The 274-nt window shown below is 66.4% G+C and carries 1 protein-coding gene; it reads left to right on the forward strand.

Going from position 1 to position 274, the window contains the following annotated elements:
* The coding region (locus UU9_RS17165; RefSeq protein ID WP_007083035.1) for an IS3 family transposase at positions 1-274 on the forward strand (274 nt) is incomplete at both ends.

Raw genomic sequence — 274 nt, forward strand, 5'->3', positions numbered from 1 at the left:
CGACGACGCCACCCACGAGGCAGTGGTCATCGAGGTGGAGCGGGCGATCTCCGGCCTGGGCGTGACGCGCGTGATGGATCGCCTGGCGCAGACGCGTGGTCTGCCCAAGGTCATCCGTAGCGACAACGGCAAGGAGTTCTGCGGCAAGGCGATGGTGACCTGGGCGCATGAGCGTGGCGTGCAACTGCGTCTGATCGAGCCGGGCAAGCCGAACCAGAACGCCTACATCGAGTCGTTCAACGGCCGCCTGCGCGCACTGGTTTCCCAGCCTGCT

The organism is Rhodanobacter fulvus Jip2, assembly GCF_000264315.1.
GTDB lineage: Bacteria > Pseudomonadota > Gammaproteobacteria > Xanthomonadales > Rhodanobacteraceae > Rhodanobacter > Rhodanobacter fulvus.